Here is a 16,730-nt window from a genome sequence, read left to right as displayed (position 1 = left end):
GGAGACCTATAAAAATACGTGTTTGTAAAAAGAGCTTTAGATGTGTATCAGAAGCAATAACAGTTAGAGTAAAACAATAAGTTGATTAAGTTCTCTTGATATTTCACAGATATTTTCGACATAAACACCTATAAACACAAAATTATTAAACAATACATTATATGACTTAACACTCCACACCAAAATAAGCTCTGGTGTGGACAATTAAAATACCGATTAAACTGGAGCATGTATCGTTTTATAATGACGGTAGCTAATCAATAACATAATAAAGCCAATCACAAAAAGGAATGCTGCAAATAAATATAAATTGAGAGGTGAAATACCAGCATCAAGAAAATAACCTGCTCCTAGAGGCGCCAAAATTGCACCAATACGTCCTAGGCTAATAGCAAAGCCAACACCTGTTGCACGAATTTCTGTTGGATAAGTCACTGTAGATAAAGCATATAAACCTGCTATACAGCCATTTGCCATCATCCCGACTAAAACACCGATCCAAAGTGCATAATGATAGACATGTGCAAAACTCACAAACAGTAAAATAGACAATGCCGTCACGACTAAGAATAAAGCTAAAATCCGATGAATTTTAAAATGGGCACTAATACTTCCCATTAAAATAGCCCCTAAAATACCTCCGATATTTAAAAAGACACCTAAGTTCACCCCTTGCTGCATGCTCATGCCAGCCATTGCCAAAATTTTAGGTGTCCAACTTAAGATGAAGTAAAACCCTGCCATAACCGTAAAAAATGCGACCCAAATACAAAGTGTCTGTACAGCAAGTTGTTCTGAAAATAATTTTTTAACTGAGGTTTTTTGGGTATTTGGCGCCATTGTTGGCATACTAGATAATTGATCTAAACTGACTTTACGGGCAATGACATTAATTTTATCTAAAGCATTTTTAGGCTGTTTGACCACCAGATATTCAAGTGATTCAGGTAAAACACATAAGCATACTAAAAATACGACTAAGGTTACGCCTCCACCAAATAGAAATACACTGCGCCATCCCTGTGAACCAATTAAATGATATGCAATCATTCCACCCATAACTGCGCCTACGGCATATCCCATAGACAATAAACTCACCGCTAAACTTTTCCATTTCTGAGATGCAAATTCATTGGCAACCACACTCGAGTTGGTTAAAATACCTCCAATACCAAGCCCCGTAAGCAATCGACACGTTGCCAGTTGGTAGGCATTGCTGGTTAAGGTACTCAAGAACATCCCAAGACCACAGATCGCAAGACATAATAAAATCAATTTACGGCGACCAATTTTATCGGCTTGAGGGGCGATTAAAAATGACCCCAAAGCCATGCCAATAAAACCAATACTTAATAATATTCCTAGCATTGATCCTGATAATTGCCAATCGGCTGAAACTGCTGTAGATGTAAATGCCATGACCATGACATCGTACCCATCCACAATATTCAATAAAATACATAGTGCCACGACAAACCATTGATAATGATTCATTGGTTTTTGGGCGAGTTGTGCTTTTAAATCCATATTTTTCATTCCTTGAACTTTTGTTGTTTTACACAATATGGGCAAACCATTGAGGTTCATCTAACCTCTAGCCAAATGGTTTTTGTGTGTGAAATTCCTAAAGATGCGACATCATCTACTTTGTGCCCCCATCCCACTCAGGTGCTCTTGTTCATCCTTGCCAAATTCGCTCAGGGATCATCACCCACCCATCAAATAATGCTCGTGCGGTGCGAACAAAACCGCAACCCGTCAGCTTTCCAGCATGATCTCGTTTTAAGACCACAGTAAAGCGACCTGAAGGATGTTCTATGTCTAATCGTTGTTCGAGTTTTTGCTCGGTAACGGCCAACTCATAGGCCACACTGCCGGGTAAAATACAAGCTGTAGCAACACTGGTTGCACCAAATACACCAATAGCATCATGACATTGATGTGGAATAAAACTGCGCGTATTCAGCGTTCCGCCTTTGACTGGTGGCGAAATTAAACACATTTTAGGCACTGTTTTTGTACGAACATCCCCCAGATTCATCATCGGGCCTGCTTGTAAACGAATCTGTTCTAAGCGTTGTTTGAGTACCTGATTTTGATCGAGTTCTTTTTTACTTTCTGCGCCACTACATCCCAAATCTTGTGCTGCAATCAACACCACTGGCATGCCATTATCTATACAGGTGACTGCTATGCCGTCTATTTGGTCTTTAACATGACCCGTTGGCAGCAGACTTCCACAGGTTGAACCCTCAATATTTGCAAAATCCAAAATAATTTCGGCAGCAGGCTGCACCACACCATCAATATAGGTCTCGCCGACATAATCCAAATGTGCGTTGGGCGTTTGTATGCTCACCTGTGCCAATTGATCGGTATTTTGCATATAGACTCGTACCGTGGTAATGCCTTTTTTCGCCTGAATCAAACCTCGCTCAATCGCAAATGGCGCAACGGCTGCCAAAATATTGCCGCAATTTTGTCCATAATTGACTTGCGCATTTTCAACACTCACCTGAGCAAATAAATAGTCGACGTCGGCATCGGCACGCTTAGAAGTTTGTACAATCGCCACTTTACTGGTTAAAGAGTTACCTCCTCCTATGCCATCGATTTGTCGAACATCTGGCGAACCCATTACAGCAAGTAAAACTTGATCTCGATGTTCAGGCTGTACAGGTAAATCTTCTGCCAAAAAAAATGCACCTTTGGAGGTTCCTCCTCGCATCAACATACAGCGAATTCGGGTTTGCATCTTAACCCTCCAGATCTTCCAAGCGATCGACATAACGTAAGCCTTTTTCAGCCAATCGCGGTCGCATCTCATAAATGTCTAAGCCCAATTCTCCCGCAGCCATACGCTGTCTTTTAGACTCTTCAAGTTGCATTCGTTGCTGGCTTTTTTGTTCAATCTCGATTGCTTGTTCACGCGGCACAATCACCACGCCATCATCATCCGCAACCACAACATCTCCGGGGTATACCAATTGGTCAGCACAGACAATCGGTACATTGACTGAACCCAAAGTCTCTTTTACCGTACCTTGAGAAAAAATAGCGCGTGACCATACATAAAAGCCCATTTCGCGTAATACTTGGCTGTCACGAATACCAATATCTCCCACCAAACCAATGACACCTCTGGCTTTCATTGAGGTGGCAAGCAAATCGCCAAAAAATCCGTCATAGCAAGGTGAACTTGGTGAAACCACGAGAATATCGCCGGGCTGACACTGCTCAACAGCGACATGAAACATCCAGTTATCTCCCGGAGCAACCCATAAAGTCACGGCCGAACCTGCAATACATACGTTCTGCTGAATTGGACGGATTCTAGGTGCGAGTAACCCTTTTCGTCCTTGGGCTTCATGGACAGTTGCAACGCCATACTTCGCCATCTGATGAATTACGCTCTGAGGTGCACGATCAATATGTCGAACCACAACCCCTTTTTTACCAATTAAACTCATTCCAAAGTCTCCGTCACGCGTGGGAAGATGCTTTGGTATCCTTCAGCATAAATAATGTTTTTCGCACTGGTAATTCCAATATTACGCTTGGCTTGTACACCACGTTGTAGTGCAACGCGCGTGTAGTATTCCCACAAATGCTCTTGGCCTTGCATACACTGAATGGCTTGATATTTTTTGTCCCAAACACGGGTAATGTCGAGCAACACATCAGGTTTCCAGTTACATTGCTCTGGTTGATGTGGTTCAAAGCAATAAAATGGCGGTGCGCCTACAATTTTCTCCCCCGGATGATGACCTTCGGCTTGCGCAATAATTCGTGCTTCTTGGGCAAGATGGGTCGCGCGTGGATGATCATAATTATATGGATCATGTAACGAATGGCTTAATACGAAACTCGGTTGTAACCGACGATAAATATCTGCCAGCTTAAATAACACCTCTTTGTCAGCAACCAATGGATAATCGCCGAGATCCAAAAACTCAATACTTGCCCCCAATACATCCGCAGCAGCTTGAGCTTCTTGCTGACGAACAGCTTTGACTTTAGCCTCTGTCATGTTGGGCTGACGCCACAATTTTGCCGACTCACCACGCTCACCAAAAGATAAGCAGACAATGTGCATTTGCGTGTCCTGTTCTTGATGTAAAGCGATTGCACCACCTGCACGCCAAACAAAATCTGCCGAATGTGCACTAATGACCAAACCTGTTTTTTGAGCCGCCATACCTCTTCCTTAAAGTTTTAATTTAACGGCATAGTGGCATGCTGACTAAGGGCTTGAACAATTCAAATGACTTTTGAGGATATGAGTTTTATTTATAGCCTGATACAATTACACCCGTAATCGTTTAGATTTGAGCGAAAAATGACTGTGAATATTATGCAACTTCGGTTTTTTATTGAAGTGGCTAAGCATCAAACTATTTCTAAAGCAGCCGATCAGCTTTTTCGTACCCAATCTGCGGTGACGCGTGGCATTTTACAACTTGAACAACAATTGAATGTCACCTTATTCGAACGACACCATCAAGGAGTTTTGCTCAGCGATGCAGGTCGGTTTATTTTACCTCGGGTTCAAAATGGTCTCGCTCATCTGCAAAATATCACACTTCATCTTAAGCATCATGGGGAGTCATCGCTCTACTCGACAGGCCAATCTGAGCCATTTTTCTTATACAACTATCAACGACTACAAATTTTCTTTACGTTGTGTCTCACCAAAAATATGAAAAGCACGGCACAACTTTTAGGTTTAACTCAACCTGCAATTAGTGCTGCAATTAAGCTTTTAGAACAATCCTTTGGTGTAGAACTGTTTGAACGTACTGTACAGGGGCTGAAACCTAGTCTGAGTTGCCAACTCATCCAAAAACAAGTACAACTTTGTCTAAATGAACTCAAGCCTTTATATGATGAGTTACTGACCTTTCATGGACAGTTACAAGGAACCGTTCACATTGGCGCACTCCCACTCATCCGTGCCGAAGTGCTTCCTCATGTCATGGGACAAATGACCACTGAACATCCTGCTATTCGTTTTGTAACTTATGAAAGTGCCTATGAAATTTTAAGTGCACAACTCCGTGTGGGCGATATTGATTTTATTATCGGTGCGATCCGACCCGATCAAGGCAGCGCTGATTTTAGCCAACATCTTTTATTTTCAGAAGATATGGTCATTGTGATGGGACGCCAACATCCTTTGCTAAATCAAGCCATTGAACAAATTCGTTTAAATGATTTATTGAACTATGCATGGATCCTTCCCCGTGCCTATAGCCCTGCTCGGGAATTAATTCAAAAAAGCTTTGCACAACTTGGACTCAAAGCCCCCAACCCGACCATCGAAACTGGCGACCAAACGCTCATTCGTGGGCTCCTTCAATCCTCATCTTTATTGGCCATTGTGTCGTATTCGCAAATGCGTCAAGAAGTTGATGAAGGACAATTGGTACAACTGCCGATCACATTACCTAATACCCACCGTCAAATTGGTATAAGTTACCGAAAACATGCCATTTTAAGCCATGCAGCACAATTGTTTTTAGATTCGTTGTTAAACTCTTCTAGAACGTCTTAATTCATCACTATAAATAAAAATCATACCCGATTTAATGAATATAATTAGTCACTATGCCCAAAAAGCCCAATACTGCATGTTAGTCAAAAGAAAATAGGGATATCAACGTGGCGAAAATTATTGGTGGAATCGGAAGTTCTCATGTTCCGACCATTGGTCTAGCATACGATAAAGGCAAGCAAAATGACCCTGCATGGAAGCCTTTATTTGATGGGTATAAACCCATTGCTCAGTGGCTCAAAGATAAGGAAATTGATGCATTAGTATTTTTTTATAATGACCACTGTTCTACGTTCTTTTTCGATTTTTATCCAACATTTGCTTTAGGGCTTGGCGAGTCATTTCCCATTGCAGATGAAGGCGCAGGAGTACGTGATTTACCTAATATTCGAGGTGATATCCAACTCCAAGCACATATTGCAGAGAGCCTCGTCAATGACGAGTTTGATTTAACAATCTTCCAAAATAAACCGCTTGATCATGGTTGCGCGGCACCCTTGCCTTTGCTTTGGTCACCCGTTCCTGATTGGCCGGGTACGGTTGTGCCCGTTGCAATTAATGTTTTGCAATATCCATTACCTACAGGTTTACGTTGTTATAAGCTGGGCCAAGCCATAAAAAAAGCCATCGAAAGTTATCCTAAAGACCTGCGTGTGGCTGTGGTTGGCACAGGTGGCTTGTCTCACCAGATCCACGGTGAACGTGCAGGCTTTAACAACACAGCATGGGATCACGAATTTTTACAGCTTTTGCAGCATCAGCCTGAAGCTCTCACCAAGCTTACCCATAAAGATTATATCGATCGTGGCGGTGCAGAAAGTGTTGAGCAAATCATGTGGCTTGCGATGCGCGGTGCTTTAGGTGAACACATCGAACAAAAACACCTCAATTATTATTTGGCCACCACCACAGCAATGACAGCCGTGCTTTATGAAGTGGTTGAAGCCTAATCAAAGGAATGATGAATGAATCCACAATTACAAGGCATCGAAAATATTGCAGGCACTTATGTGTTTGATCTCATCACCAGTAATCAGCGTTTAAAAATTAATACCTTTTTTTGGTATATGACCAAGAAAGAATGGCGAGAGCGTTTTGTCGCCAATCCCGATCAAGTGATGACTGAAGCGGGTTTAACCCAACATGAAAAACAGCTCATTTTAAATGAAGATTGGTTAGGCTTAGTTCAACATGGCGTGAATTTTTTTGTTCTCGAAAAATACGCGCGGGTAGTGAAAAAAAGCAACATGGAAGTGTATGCCATTATGCGTGGTGAATCGCTAGACGACTTTTTAAAAACACGCCAAGTGCCCGATTTAAAATAAGGTAATATAGATGAAACCTAAATTAATATTTTTGTCAGGCCTATTATGTGATGCTACCGTTTGGCAACCACAGCTTGATTTTTTTGCAAAAACGCACGATGTACAAGCCATTGATTTTAAAAACCTAGACCATTTTGAAAAGATGGCACATCAAGTAATTGAGCAGATGCATACGCCCTGCATTATGGTCGGTCATTCGATGGGAGCACGAGTTGCATTAGAGGTCTATCGACGAGTTCCACAGCTCATCACACATTTGGCGCTGTTAGATTTTGGGATTCATGCCACCAAAGAAGGTGAAGCTGAAAAACGCGAACGCTTAATTCAAGCGACACGTGAGCATAGTATGGCATACCTGATTCCAAACTGGTTAGAACCCATGGTATATGCGCCCAATATTGCAATACCCGAAATTTTTGATCCGATGAAAACGATGGTTTTAAGTCAGGATGTCATGAGTTTTGAAGCACAAATTCAGGCTTTATTGCAACGCCCAGAAGTACAGAGCTTGTTTAGCCAAATCAACATTCCATTGTATTTAGGCGTTGGTCGTCAAGATCAATGGAGTACGCTGGCACAACATCAAGCAATGCTTGAACTCAATCCGAAAGCGACTCTTGCCATTTATGAAAATAGCGGTCATATGTCACCACTTGAAGCCGCAACACAAGTCAATTTAAGTTTAAATGAATGGTTAAAGGCACATTAATATGAACTCACCCGACCTACAGACTCAAAAACAAATTGAGCATCAAATTCGTTATTTTGCGTATTTAAATGATCAAAAACAGTATTCAAACCTAGTTCAGTTGTTTACCGACGATGCAAGTTATGCCCGCCCTAGCCAACCCGATCAAATCATCACAGGGAAAACAGATATTCTGGATTCTTTTATCAATCGTCCACAAAAACCAACGCAGCATGTAGTTGGCAATATTTTACTGGATCAACAGTCTGAGGATTTAGTCATTGCACACAGTCAAATTGTGCTCTATAGCGGTAATGAGCAACAACAATGCTCCATGATGGTAATTGGTGGTTTTCACGACAAACTGGTGCGCCAAAATGATCAATGGTTGTTTTTGGAACGTCGCGGTTTTGTGACTTTCAATCACAAGTTTTAATCTTTTATGATGGAATCTCTGCACTAAAAAACACGTAGTAAATAATGCAAAAAGTAAACCTCGATCAATTTTAAATTAATCGAGGTTTTTTATTAATACGCAAACTTAAAAGGTGCTGCTCCAATAGATACAGCAGCACCTTTAGTGATTAAAATTTACGGGCATATTCGACGTATAATCGTGTTTCATCCTGAGAGCGGAACGTCATGTTACTCGGGAAATTATTGCGATAACGTGCAAAACGCGTTCTAACCCCCAACCCTTTTAATTTTCCTTCAGGAATACGGTAAGATAAATCCAATTCGGTTGATTTTTCTTCAAAACCCTTGCCATATTGATTAAGATTGACATGCTCCCCTTTACCGTATCGAACCATCGCTTTAAATCCATTGAGTGAGTAATCACCTAACATCACATCTTTAAAGTCATAGTCATAACGAATGGCATAGACACGTTCACCATGATTTGAAAAATCTGAACTCATAAAGTCAAGTACCACAGGACTTTCGGTACCCGACAAGAAAATTAACCCTGTATCACCAAATGACTGCATATAACCGATAGACAACGTCTGGTTATTCTTATTTAAACCCACCAAAGCACTAAGATGTCGGTTATCAATTTCCCCGATCTTCTTCGCTCCAGTATCGTAACTATTAAAGAAACGCACATCACTGAGCAAATTAAGATTTTTATTTAACGGCTGTTTGCCAGTAAAGCCCAAAAATTGTTGTTGATAAATACCATTTAGCTCAGCGTGATAAGCACGAATATTATAGGCAGAGTTTAATTGATAACTACCACCAACAGTATAGAAATCATCTGCTGTCGCTGCGGTTTTAAAACGATGATTGACATTGTCAGTACCAACAGCAGTATAGTGAATTGAGTCACGCTGGCGAACTTTATCTACATAAAAGCCTTCAAGTTCCAAACCATCAATCTCATTCGATTTCAGATGAACACCGCGATAAGCTTGCATAAATAACCGCGCAGGTGAAGCAAATATTGTCGGAAGCTGAGGGACAAGCTCACCAACTTTCAATTCGGTTTTGCTGTATTTCATTTTTCCTGTCAGACCCACTTTGCCGTAATTGCTTGCTCGGGAATTATTATCTTTAACTGGCAATAAACCACTTCTGGCATAGTTGCTTGCATCTGCCCCTAACAGGTTAAACCCTTCCATTGCAACGACATTTAAACCAAAACCGACAGGCCCTTCGGTATAGCCCGAATCAGCTTTAAAAATAATCCCTTGTGCCCAATCTCGCTGGGCAGGAAACACCTCTCCTGGATTTTGATAATTACGATCAAAATAAAAATTACGCAATGCAATTTCATATTTAGCATCATCGACAAAATCTGCAAATGCCAGTTGAGGTGCAACCGTTGCTAAACTTACGCCAATACATAACGAAGTTGTTCTTAACATACACTATTCCTTTAGCTTTTTATGGTGTTATTAGAAAGTCCTAAAACTTCAAATAGGACTTCTTTTGATCATGATTAAGCGTGTCCAACTGCTTCTTTAGGTAAGGACTGACGGCGATAAAACGCATTGCCTAGCATAAGGATTACAAATATTGCAACGATAAACACAACACCGTAATAGGCATATAAAGTGGCTGGCGCTACGCCTTGATCGAGAAAAATACCCGCAACAGTTGGTGATAAAATTGCCCCAATACGACCAAAGCCAATCGCATAACCAACACCACGACTACGAATTTCAGCATCATAAATGGTTGGGGAAATCGAATATAAACCTGCTACACAACCATTGATCAGCGTTCCCAATAACAAACCGACCATGAGTGCAACACTCACCTGAGAAGACACAGCTACAAATAAAAAGACACACACTGCGGTTAAGCCTAAAAACAAGCTCAACGCATGGAAAATTTTCATCCGTGAAGCGAGTAGCCCAATAATAGCGGCACCAAAAATCCCGCCAATACTAATCAAGATTCCGGTACTTACCCCTTGTTGTGGTGACATTCCCATTGAAATTAAAATTTTAGGTGTCCAACTCATGACAAAATAGAAGCCGAACATCACTAAAAAAAAGGCTGCCCATAAGCATATGGTTTGAAAACCCTGCTGTCCCTGAAATAATCTGGCAATATCTCCGCCTTTATTTTGTTGTTTTTTCTCGTACTGCGATAAAGTAGACAAAGTTTCTAAACCCATACGCTGCATCACAGCATTGACTTTCTCCAGTGCCTGCTTAGGTCTTTTCGCAAATAAATAATCTAATGATTCAGGCAATAACCATAGGCTCATCAGCAACATAGCAATCGTAGTAAAGCCACCAGCCATAAAAATTGAACGCCAGCCCAGATGTTGAATTAACGCCAACGATAAAATGCCACCTAGCGTAGCGCCAATACCATAACCTGTTGACATCAGACTGACAGCAAGACTTCTCCAGCGACTATTAGCATATTCACTAGCAAGCACATTACTACTGGCTAAAATTCCACCTACCCCAATACCTGTTACAAAGCGCAAAGCAGCCAGCATGGTGTGACTCTGTACAAAAGCACAGGCAAGCATACTAAGCCCAGCAATGACCAAACAAATGAGTATTAATAATCGACGACCGATTTTATCGGCGAGTGGTGCAAGAAAAATTGAACCTGCTGCCATGCCAAATAACCCAGCACTGAGCAATAGACCAATTTGCGCGCCTGAAAGTGACCATTCAGCAGATACCGAAGGTGCGGTAAAGGCCATGACCATCACGTCAAAGCCATCAATAATATTGAGACAAACACAAACCACTATCACAAACCATTGATAGCGACTCATTTTATGTTGATTAATCTCATCGAGCACATCTCTTTCCATTTGTGTATCTCCCAATTTGGACAGGATATACACACGACATGTCATAGCGAGATGTTGGGTGATTATGCATATCCGTATCCATAATTGCCTACAAGGAATAATTCGATTACAAAAAATAGGCTCAAACCCTTGGCCTACTTTTTGGAGCGTCCTGCTCTTTTTCTATACTGATTAATTGGATCCAAAAAATCAATCTATTTTTAATCAAATTTTAAGGACTATTAAAAATAAATTATTTTTATAATAAAATTAATAAGATAATCAAAACAAAACTTAATTACCAAGTTTAAAATTCACATCATATTGATAAATAAAAATAACATGGATCCAATAAAAAATAGGAAGCTTCCAATCATCGATTCCTATCCCCCATTATTACACCATGATCCAAAATTAAAGTTTGGAACAACCAATTTTTATGGATCCAATTTAACGCAATTTTTTAAAATATACTCCACACATTTCAAAACTCATCATAACCACCTGAATTTATATAAAATAATTACAAATAAAGATGATTAAAACATCATAAGCTTGATTATAAATGATCATTTTTACAATAAATACCACCATAAACAGATTGACTATTTTACCAACAACGCATAAATTGGATCCAATAAGTGATAAGGAGTCGTCACACATGTTTATAAAAAACGCTTGGTATGTTGCCTGCCGCCCAGAGGAAATTCAGGATAAACCCCTAGGTCGTACAATCTGCGGTGAAAAAATTGTTTTCTATCGTGGCAAAGAAAATAAAGTTGCTGCTGTTGAAGATTTTTGCCCGCATCGTGGCGCCCCTCTTTCATTAGGCTATGTTGAAGATGGTAATTTAGTTTGCGGTTATCATGGGTTAGTGATGGGCTGTGAAGGTAAAGCCATCTCTATGCCTGCACAACGTGTAAACGGTTTCCCATGTAACAAATCCTATGCTGTCATCGAAAAATTTGGGTTTATCTGGGTTTGGCCTGGAGAAAAAGCCTTAGCCAATGAAAATGATTTACCTGTGTTGGAATGGGCAAATAATCCAGAATGGAGTTATGGCGGTGGTTTGTTTCACATCCATTGTGACTACCGTCTGATGATTGATAACCTTATGGATTTGACCCACGAAACTTATGTGCATTCGAGTAGTATTGGTCAAAAAGAAATTGATGAGTCCCTACCTGTCACCAAAACCGAGGGAGATCGTGTCATTACCGAACGCTATATGGAAAATGTCATTGCACCACCTTTTTGGAAAATGGCCTTGCGTGGCAATCATTTAGCAGATGATGTACCTACTGACCGTTGGCAGCGTTGCCATTTTTTTGCCCCAAGTAATGTTCATATTGAAGTTGGTGTAGCCCACGCAGGACATGGGGGCTATCACGCTCCAAAAGATAAAAAAGTATCTTCTATCGTGGTTGATTTCATTACACCTGAAACTGAAACCTCACACTGGTATTTTTGGGGGATGGCTCGTAATTTTCAGCCAGACAATAACGAACTAACCGATCAGATTCGTGAAGGTCAAGGTAAGATTTTTACCGAAGATTTAGAAATGCTTGAAAAACAGCAGCAAAATATTTTGAACAACCCACAGCGCAAATTACTTATGTTGAATATTGATGCAGGTGGTGTGCAGTCTCGAAAAGTGATTGAACGCTTGCTTGCCAAAGAACATACACCTACTCCGCAAACTCAAGATCGAAAATTCCCCAATATTCGCGTGATTTAAGGAGCAAGCACATGGATGTGATTATCAATAAAATTCACCAACTCACCCCAAGTATTCGTGCCTTTGAATTGATTTCAGCGAATGGTTCAGCACTACCAACATTCGTGGCAGGCGCACATATTGATGTGCATCTTAAAAATGGGCTCATCCGCCAGTATTCGCTATCCAATTGTTGTACTGAAACGCATCGTTATGTGATTGGTGTGTTGCATGATGAAAACTCAAGAGGTGGCTCACGCTGTATTCATACTGAATATAAAGAAGGTGATCGGCTTGAAATTGGTGAACCTCGAAATTTATTTGAGATTCATCCTACGACACAACGGGCTGTATTATTTGCGGGTGGTATTGGTATTACCCCGATCCTGTCTATGGCTTACCGCCTAAAACAGCAGCACATTCCTTTTGAATTGCATTATTTTGTTAGAACCCATGAAATGATTGCCTTTTATGGAAATTTGACCGAGCACTTTGCTGAACAAATCCATTTTCATATACAGGATCAGACTGAAACGATCTGTGATATGGCAACCGTACTGAAAGAAGTCGCAAACGATAGACACCTTTATGTATGTGGCCCGACAGGATTTATGCAATTTGTGATGAACTCTGCCGAACAAGCTGGTTGGTCAGAGCAACAATTACATCAAGAACATTTTGTTGCTCAACAGACGGATCATAGTGAAAACGAGACATTTACTATTGAAGTGCTCGGTTCAAATCGAAAAATTGAAGTTCAGCCTCATCAGACTGCCACTCAAGCTTTGCTAGAAAATGGCTTTGATGTTCCTGTCTCCTGTGAACAGGGTATTTGTGGAACATGTATTACGCGTGTTGTAGAAGGGATACCTGATCATCGAGATATGTTCATGACAGATGAAGAACATGCTCTAAATAATCAATTTACCCCCTGTTGCTCTAGGGCCAAGTCTAAGACTCTCGTGATTGATTTGGCTTAAATATTCTAGTTTTTTTCCTATACATCAAAATCCGATGCATAGGAGTTTTTTCTACAAAAAGCCTCTATACGCAATGATTCTAGACAATAACTCATACAGTCTTGTCTAGAATCATGCATATATAGAGGCCTTTATTTAAGTAATTACTTAGCCTAAAACTTGCCCCGGAACCCAACTGGTTCCAGCAAGTGGCACTCGAGCCATCGCAGCCGCCTCAACCGTTAAAGCGACTAAGTCTTCCGGGTCAAGGTTATGCAAATGTGATTTACCACAAGCACGCGCCATAGTTTGTGCTTCGAGCACTAATACACGTAAATAGTTTGCTAAGTGGCGACCACCTTCAACTGGGTCAAGATTTTTTGACAACTCTGGATCTTGCGTGGTAATCCCCGCTGGATCTCGACCATTTTGCCAGTCATCGTAATAACCTGCTGCTGAACCGATTTTTTTCAGTTCATCATTTAAGCGTGGATGGTTATCTCCCAATGCAATAAGCGCTGCTGTACCAATCGCCACTGCATCTGCACCCAAAGCCATTGCTTTAGCAACATCTGCACCGGTACGAATCCCCCCAGAAACAATCAACTGCACTTTACGGTGCATACCCATTTCTTGAAGTGCCTGAATAGCTTGAGGAATAGCGGGTAAAATTGGGATACCCACGTGTTCAATAAACACTTCTTGCGTTGCTGCCGTTCCGCCTTGCATACCATCTAGAACGATCACGTCTGCACCTGCTTTTACCGCCAGTTTGACATCGTAATATGGACGACTTGCACCAATTTTTACATAAATTGGTTTTTCCCAATCGGTGATTTCACGGATTTCTGCAATCTTGATGGCTAAGTCATCTGGACCTGTCCAGTCTGGATGACGACATGCAGAGCGTTGATCGACACCGACAGGTAATGTACGCATGCCCGCAACACGTTCAGTCACTTTCATCCCAAGTAACATACCACCACCACCTGGTTTTGCGCCTTGTCCAAGAACAATTTCAATCGCATCCGCCTTACGTAAATCGTCTGGGTTCATGCCATAGCGTGATGGTAAATATTGATATACCAAAGTTTGTGAATGCCCACGTTCTTCTGGGGTCATACCGCCATCACCTGTCGTGGTTGATGTACCGACAATCGATGCCCCACGACCTAAAGATTCTTTAGCATTGGCAGACAATGCACCAAAACTCATCCCCGCAATAGTCACAGGAATTTTCAGATGGATTGGTTTTTTGGCAAAACGTGTACCAAGTACCACATCGGTTCCACATTTTTCACGATAACCTTCTAGCGGATAACGTGACATACTTGCACCGAGCAGAAGCAAATCATCAAAATGTGGTAGATGACGTTTGGTTCCGCCACCACGAATGTCATAAATCCCTGTTGCCGCAGCACGTTGAATTTCTTGAATCGTTAAACGGTCAAACGTAGCGGATTCACGTAAAACTGGTTCAAATTGTGTAGTTGATTGAGTCATATTTTATTCTCCGATACGTTTTAGTAAGCTGATGCGTTGTCAACTTTGAAGTTATAAAGCTGACGTGCTGAACCATAGCGTTTGAATGTGGTTGGGTCTTCATCGAAGCCTGCTTTTTCTAAGAGTTCTGCAAGCTCTGCAACATGTTCAGGACGCATTTCTTTTTCAATACAGTCTGAACCTAAAGACTTCACCGCGCCTTTGACATAAATGCGGGTTTCATAAAGTGAGTCGCCCAAGGCATCGCCTGCATCACCACAAACCACCAAACGACCCGCTTGCCCCATAAAACAGCTCATGTGCCCAATGCTGCCACCGACAACAATATCCACACCTTTCATGGAAATACCGCAACGTGCGCCTGCATCACCTTCAATCACCAACAAACCACCGTGTGCAGTTGCCCCTGCGGCTTGTGAAGCATTGCCTTTAATGTGGACTGAACCCGACATCATATTTTCTGCAACGCCCACGCCAACATTACCATTCACCACAATGTCTGCTTCTTGGTTCATACCTGCACAATAATACCCAGCATGACCATCAATAGTGACATTAATCGGTGCTTTAATACCAACAGCAATATTGTGTTGCCCACCCGGATTTTTCACCGTCCAGTCTTGTATTTCTGCAGCCATGTCAGGGTTATGTAATGCCTGATTTAACTCACGGATGCTGTCTCGGCTTAAGTCATACGTGTCTTTGCTAATGTGTTCAACTTTTGCTAATACTGTATTCATTTGATTTTTCCTTATTTTGCAAATACTTTTAGGCGCTACGTTCCCAGACATATAACGTCGCAGGCTCAGGTTCCCAGACTTTGGCTTTATCAATATTTGGTAATGACGCCAATGCCTGATATTCAGAAGCCATTGCGACATAGTCATCTGTTTCAGCCAACACGGCTGGTTTGCAGGCAATTGGGTCACGAATTACCGCAAAACCATCACGAGTACCAATTGCAAAAGTGAAGAATCCATCTAAGTCATCGAGTGCATGATTCAAGGCTTGCTCTAAATTATCGCCTTGTTGTAAACGCCAAGTTAGATAGCCTGCCGCCACTTCAGTATCGTTATCTGTTTCAAAAGTAATGCCTTCACGTTTCAATTCTTGGCGTAAACGAGCATGGTTGGATAAAGAACCGTTGTGAACTAAACACAAATCTGCACCCGTTGAAAATGGATGGCTACCTTCCATCGTCACAGCGCTTTCTGTGGCCATGCGGGTATGCCCAATAATGTGACTGCCTTTCATATTGGCAAGCCCGAAACGCTCTGAAATTTCAACAGGTAAACCCATGCCTTTTAAAATTTCGATGCTTTGCCCCACGCTCATAATTTTGAGTTGTGGTGCAAGTTCAGCAATGGCAGCACGTACCTTGGTTTCATCCGATTCTACTTTTAAGACCGCAGCAGTTGCATTTTGAAACCAGTCAAAGCCTGCGCCTAATTTTGCTTGTAATTTTTCTGCAAAAGCCTGCCAGTTAAATTCTTCTTCGGGGCTTTGCAATGTCAATTTGACCCAACCGTCTTGCACTTCATCACCATAAATGGCAAAGCCTGCGCTATCAGGGCCGCGACCTGTCATAGACTCCAACATAGGTTCAAATAATTTACCGAGTTGCGACTCAAGCGCAGGATTTTTTAAATATAAGCCAACGATTCCACACATGTGATTTCTCCAATCATTTCATCTTGATTTATTGGGTTATACAGGTCC

The 16,730-nt window shown here is 41.4% G+C and carries 16 protein-coding genes; 7 read left to right on the top strand and 9 right to left on the bottom strand.

Annotated elements, in window-relative coordinates; all coding sequences use genetic code 11:
- Positions 1-216: 216 nt before the first annotated feature.
- From ABDV70_RS00780 to ABDV70_RS00765, 4 genes are all read right to left on the bottom strand, one after another.
- Positions 217-1,527 (bottom strand): MFS transporter, encoded by a 1,311-nt coding sequence (locus ABDV70_RS00780; protein WP_343594648.1) that lies wholly within the window; start codon positions 1,525-1,527, stop codon positions 217-219.
- Between the two features lie 151 nt (positions 1,528-1,678).
- Positions 1,679-2,755 (bottom strand): 4-oxalomesaconate tautomerase, encoded by a 1,077-nt coding sequence (locus ABDV70_RS00775; protein ID WP_343594647.1) that lies wholly within the window; start codon positions 2,753-2,755, stop codon positions 1,679-1,681.
- 1 nt (position 2,756) lies between these two features.
- Positions 2,757-3,470: a 4-carboxy-4-hydroxy-2-oxoadipate aldolase/oxaloacetate decarboxylase gene (locus ABDV70_RS00770; RefSeq protein ID WP_343594646.1), complete on the bottom strand. Its 714-nt coding sequence runs from the start codon at positions 3,468-3,470 to the stop codon at positions 2,757-2,759.
- Positions 3,467-4,198: a PIG-L deacetylase family protein gene (locus tag ABDV70_RS00765; protein WP_343594645.1), complete on the bottom strand. Its 732-nt coding sequence runs from the start codon at positions 4,196-4,198 to the stop codon at positions 3,467-3,469. Before ABDV70_RS00765 ends, ABDV70_RS00770 begins: the two co-directional genes overlap by 4 nt.
- 141 nt (positions 4,199-4,339) lie before the next feature.
- Here ABDV70_RS00765 and ABDV70_RS00760 point away from each other — a divergent pair, with 141 nt between their 5' ends.
- The 5 genes from ABDV70_RS00760 (at position 4,340) to ABDV70_RS00740 (ending at position 8,003) form a co-directional block, all read left to right on the top strand.
- Positions 4,340-5,554, top strand: coding sequence for a LysR family transcriptional regulator (locus ABDV70_RS00760; protein WP_343594643.1), 1,215 nt, complete (start codon positions 4,340-4,342; stop codon positions 5,552-5,554).
- Between the two features lie 107 nt (positions 5,555-5,661).
- A complete protein-coding gene (locus tag ABDV70_RS00755; RefSeq protein WP_343594642.1) occupies positions 5,662-6,504 on the top strand; it encodes a gallate dioxygenase in 843 nt (280 codons plus the stop codon).
- A 15-nt stretch (positions 6,505-6,519) separates the two neighbouring features.
- Positions 6,520-6,879, top strand: a complete 360-nt coding sequence (locus ABDV70_RS00750) for a protocatechuate 3,4-dioxygenase (RefSeq protein WP_343594641.1) — start codon at positions 6,520-6,522, stop codon at positions 6,877-6,879.
- Between the two features lie 10 nt (positions 6,880-6,889).
- Positions 6,890-7,588, top strand: coding sequence for an alpha/beta hydrolase (locus tag ABDV70_RS00745; RefSeq protein ID WP_343594640.1), 699 nt, complete (start codon positions 6,890-6,892; stop codon positions 7,586-7,588).
- A gap of 1 nt (position 7,589) precedes the next feature.
- Complete coding sequence (locus ABDV70_RS00740; RefSeq protein ID WP_343594639.1) at positions 7,590-8,003, top strand: nuclear transport factor 2 family protein; 414 nt, start codon at positions 7,590-7,592, stop codon at positions 8,001-8,003.
- Between the two features lie 148 nt (positions 8,004-8,151).
- Here the strand turns inward: ABDV70_RS00740 and ABDV70_RS00735 are convergent, their stop codons facing one another.
- Positions 8,152-9,435 carry an OprD family outer membrane porin gene (locus tag ABDV70_RS00735; protein WP_343594638.1) on the bottom strand — a complete coding sequence of 428 codons (1,284 nt, stop codon included), beginning with the start codon at positions 9,433-9,435 and terminating at the stop codon, positions 8,152-8,154.
- Between the two features lie 74 nt (positions 9,436-9,509).
- Positions 9,510-10,853, bottom strand: a complete 1,344-nt coding sequence (locus ABDV70_RS00730) for an MFS transporter (protein WP_343594637.1) — start codon at positions 10,851-10,853, stop codon at positions 9,510-9,512.
- Positions 10,854-11,493: 640 nt separating this feature from the next.
- Here ABDV70_RS00730 and ABDV70_RS00725 point away from each other — a divergent pair.
- Both ABDV70_RS00725 and ABDV70_RS00720 read left to right on the top strand, forming a co-directional pair.
- Entirely contained in the window at positions 11,494-12,570 is a 1,077-nt protein-coding gene (locus ABDV70_RS00725; RefSeq protein ID WP_343594636.1) for an aromatic ring-hydroxylating dioxygenase subunit alpha, read from the top strand.
- An 11-nt stretch (positions 12,571-12,581) separates the two neighbouring features.
- Positions 12,582-13,529 (top strand): PDR/VanB family oxidoreductase, encoded by a 948-nt coding sequence (locus tag ABDV70_RS00720; protein WP_343594635.1) that lies wholly within the window; start codon positions 12,582-12,584, stop codon positions 13,527-13,529.
- Positions 13,530-13,676: 147 nt separating this feature from the next.
- On the opposite strand, the gene ABDV70_RS00715 is transcribed toward ABDV70_RS00720, so the two are convergent.
- The 3 genes from ABDV70_RS00715 to ABDV70_RS00705 are packed head-to-tail and all read right to left on the bottom strand — an operon-like array spanning position 13,677 to position 16,682.
- Positions 13,677-15,011, bottom strand: a complete 1,335-nt coding sequence (locus tag ABDV70_RS00715; RefSeq protein ID WP_343594633.1) for an FMN-binding glutamate synthase family protein — start codon at positions 15,009-15,011, stop codon at positions 13,677-13,679.
- Positions 15,012-15,031: 20 nt separating this feature from the next.
- Positions 15,032-15,751, bottom strand: a complete 720-nt coding sequence (locus ABDV70_RS00710; protein ID WP_343594631.1) for a protein glxC — start codon at positions 15,749-15,751, stop codon at positions 15,032-15,034.
- Positions 15,752-15,779: 28 nt separating this feature from the next.
- Entirely contained in the window at positions 15,780-16,682 is a 903-nt protein-coding gene (locus tag ABDV70_RS00705; RefSeq protein ID WP_343594630.1) for a glutamine amidotransferase family protein, read from the bottom strand.
- Positions 16,683-16,730: the final 48 nt, after the last annotated feature.

Origin of the sequence: Acinetobacter sp. (assembly GCF_039596015.1) — a bacterium.
Classification (GTDB): domain Bacteria; phylum Pseudomonadota; class Gammaproteobacteria; order Pseudomonadales; family Moraxellaceae; genus Acinetobacter.
This window is presented reverse-complemented; position numbering and strand designations above follow the sequence as displayed.